Annotated in this window: 4 protein-coding genes and 1 pseudogene; 2 read left to right on the top strand and 3 right to left on the bottom strand. The window is 40.8% G+C overall.

All coding sequences use genetic code 11. The annotated features are described in order from the left end of the window. Positions 1–359: 359 nt before the first annotated feature. The 3 genes from rpmF to E7204_RS03555 form a co-directional block, all read right to left on the bottom strand. A complete protein-coding gene (rpmF, locus tag E7204_RS03565; protein ID WP_127058221.1) occupies positions 360–542 on the bottom strand; it encodes a 50S ribosomal protein L32 in 183 nt (60 codons plus the stop codon). A 37-nt stretch (positions 543–579) separates the two neighbouring features. Further along, positions 580–1,098: a DUF177 domain-containing protein gene (locus tag E7204_RS03560; RefSeq protein ID WP_127058220.1), complete on the bottom strand. Its 519-nt coding sequence runs from the start codon at positions 1,096–1,098 to the stop codon at positions 580–582. A gap of 252 nt (positions 1,099–1,350) precedes the next feature. Then, positions 1,351–1,485, bottom strand: coding sequence for a rubredoxin (locus tag E7204_RS03555; RefSeq protein WP_006554990.1), 135 nt, complete (start codon positions 1,483–1,485; stop codon positions 1,351–1,353). A 430-nt stretch (positions 1,486–1,915) separates the two neighbouring features. Here E7204_RS03555 and E7204_RS03550 point away from each other — a divergent pair, with 430 nt between their 5' ends. Next, on the top strand, positions 1,916–2,857 hold the full coding sequence (locus E7204_RS03550) for a nitronate monooxygenase (RefSeq protein WP_295181606.1): 942 nt from the start codon (positions 1,916–1,918) through the stop codon (positions 2,855–2,857). 84 nt (positions 2,858–2,941) lie between these two features. Next, positions 2,942–3,232 (top strand): annotated as a pseudogene (locus tag E7204_RS03545) (gamma carbonic anhydrase family protein); the annotation flags it as partial.

Genomic DNA, 3,232 nt, shown 5'->3' with positions numbered 1-3,232 from the left:
TGACGATCGAAAATTTGCGCTTTATCCCGTTCGATTACGGTAGGTTCTACAAACTCACGACAAAATGTATTTACTTTTTCCTGCCAAGCTTGTTGTGTTGCTGTTAAGGGACGCATAATAACCTCCTTGAGCGATACTGACGCCAATATCTGCATTCGCAATGCACCGATATTGGAATTCATACTCTCTCTGACACCTAAACTTATACCTTTATATATGCAGCTGACTAAATCAAACTCTTTACTGCTACTATAACACAATTCCCCTATAGCGTCCATAAATCCGGACATGGCAAAAGCGCGGTCATCCATAGGGATAACCGCGCTTTGATAACGAGCTATTCACTAGCTCAGCAGGTCTTATTCAGCGATCTTATTAACAACCTGAGTTCCTTTATAATGACCGCATGTAGGGCAAACCCGATGAGGCATCATAGGTTCGTGGCATTGCGGACAAGCTACAAAACCTGGAACAGTTAATTTCCAGTTCGCACGACGACGGTCGCGGCGACATTTGGATAATCTACGCTTTGGTACTGCCATTATCTGCACCTCCTTAACATAATCACTGGGACTTTAATTAATCATCATCTTTTTCATCGAGCAGTGTACGAAGCACTGCCAATCGAGGATCCACTACAAAGGATTCACAAGAACAAGGTGAAACATTTTTATTTGCTCCGCAATGAACGCACAATCCTTTGCAATCATCCTGACATAACACTTGAGTTGGCTCATTGATGATTAATGTATCCCGAATGAGATCCGTTAAATCAATGGTCTCACCATCAAAAGGAACAACCTCGGCTTCCTCAACATCGTCCCATTCTTTAAGGACGCCATAGGTTTCATTGAATGGTGTAGTCTGCGAATACGCTACTTCCGTCAAGCATCGCGTACATTCATAATCACCATTGGTTGTTACGGTTCCTTCTACGATGAAGTCCTGTCCATCGTAACGAAAATCACCACTAATGGTTATATCATGACGGCTCCAAGGAAAAGCAGTTACATCCCCCAGCACTGTAGCCGGTTCAGTAAATTGAAAAGGAAAAGATTTTCCTATGTGTTCTTTTGCTTGCTCTACTTGCAGTTTCATAATTTTACCTCGACTATAATATTATAGCTATCTAACATGTCTTTGTCAAATTGTTATCTACATTCTTACTGTATTTTTCTTACTAAAATCGTGCGTGTCCGATTTAATAACTATGCTTGAGGAGACAGATAACCGAAAATACACTCGTAAGAGACCCTCAACGCCTTTAAAAGTGTATTTTAGAATGATGAGAAAAGCCCCCTTTTGCAAGGAGGCTTTATATTTTTTATTTCTGATTCAGATGTCAATCAATTACATTTTTTCGAATTGATCTTTACCAACGCCACAGATTGGGCAAACATAATCATCAGGTTGATCTTCAAATTTTACACCTTCAACGGCTTCGTCATAAACCCAACCGCATACTACGCATACGTATTTTTCCATCACTTGTTCCTCCTTTCATTTTAGAATAGACACTTGTATCTACATCTTTAGTCTATCACAAATATCGATTATGTTCAATATCTTTTTTCAAAATTTATTAAATCCTTATTAAGCCTTATTCTATATGCTTTTTTAGCCTTATGTCATGAAAAATTCGCGATAAAATGAAGCATATAGTTATTATTAATTTTGGTATTTTATCGTATTAATTTACTATGATTTTAGTAAAACATTCTTCTTCATTGAGATATTATCAAATTCACCTAAGATTGTAAAACTAGATTTTCGAAATATTTCTATTTATAGACTTTTTCATTAATATCCTTTATAATTAGTAATGGAAATAAAAGTAATTTTCAGTTACTTCATTTTTTGAAATGATTCACAACTTTTTATAATAATAAACATCTACATTTACAGGAGGTAGACTATGAAAACAAAATTGACTGAACTTCTTGGCATTGAATATCCGATTATCCAGGGCGCTATGGCTTGGACGTCTGAACATATCTTAGTAGCTGCTGTTGCCAATGCCGGTGCTACCGGCGTTATCGCTACGGGCGGTCGTGAAGCTGATTGGGTGCGTGACGAAATCCGTGCCGCTAAAAATTTAACGGACAAACCGTTCGGTGTAAACCTCATGTTAATGGCTAAAAACATCGACGAAATCGTAGCCGTTATTAAAGAAGAAAAACCGGCTTTCGTTACTTTGGGTGCAGGCAACCCGGTTCCTTTTATTGAACCAATGCATGAAGCCGGTATCAAAGTAATTCCGGTTGTACCAAACGTTAAATTGGCTAAACGTGTGGCTGCTGCCGGCGCTGATGCCCTCATCATTGAAGGCCAGGAAGCAGGCGGTCATATCGGCACCCAGACGACCATGGCACTCATGGAAAACGTATTGCCTGAAGTAGATATCCCTGTAGTTATTGCCGGCGGTATCGCTGACGGTCGTGCCTTAGCTGCTGCCCTCACTATGGGCGCTGAAGGCGTACAAATGGGTTCCCGCTTCATCTTAGCAGAAGAATGCCAGATGCATCAGAACTGTAAAGATGCCATCATCAATGCTACCGACACCGACTCTGCGGTAACCGGCTTAACCAGCGGTCACGGCGGCGTTCGTTCCTTAAAAAATGAATTTACGCAAAAATACTTGGAAGCTGAATTCAGCTGTGCTCCAAAAGACGAATTAACAGCTATGTCGGTTGGTACTAACCGCAAAGCAGCTGTTGAAGGCGATATTGTAAACGGTGCCGTACAGTGCGGTCAGAGCTTAAATCGCTTGACTAAAGTTGAACCGGCTAAAGTAATCGTTGAATCTGTAATCGCCGAAGCAAAAGAAGCCATCAAAAAAGCACAGCGCTTCGCTTAAGATTTAGTATTAACCTTACCATGGCCTCAACGAACTGTCACAGTGTTCCGAGGCCATGTATTTTTTAGAAAAGGAGTTTTTACTATGTTACCATTTAACGGAAAATACCCAAAATTAGATCCAAAAAGCTGCCTCATGCCTGGCGCTGAAATTGCCGGCGATGTAGAGCTTAAAGAATATGCCTCCCTTTGGCAAAACGTAGCCGCTCGCGGTGACGTAAATAAAATTATTGTTGGTCGCTACACCAATGTACAGGACAACTCCGTACTCCATGTAGACAACGACAAAGCCTGTGTACTCGGCGATTTCGTAACCATCGGTCACGGTGCCATCGTTCATGCATCCACCTTGGAAGATAACGTACTCGTTGGCATG

The sequence above is a fragment of the Veillonella sp. genome, from assembly GCF_015058545.1.
Taxonomy (GTDB): Bacteria; Bacillota; Negativicutes; order Veillonellales; family Veillonellaceae; genus Veillonella_A.
This window is presented reverse-complemented; position numbering and strand designations above follow the sequence as displayed.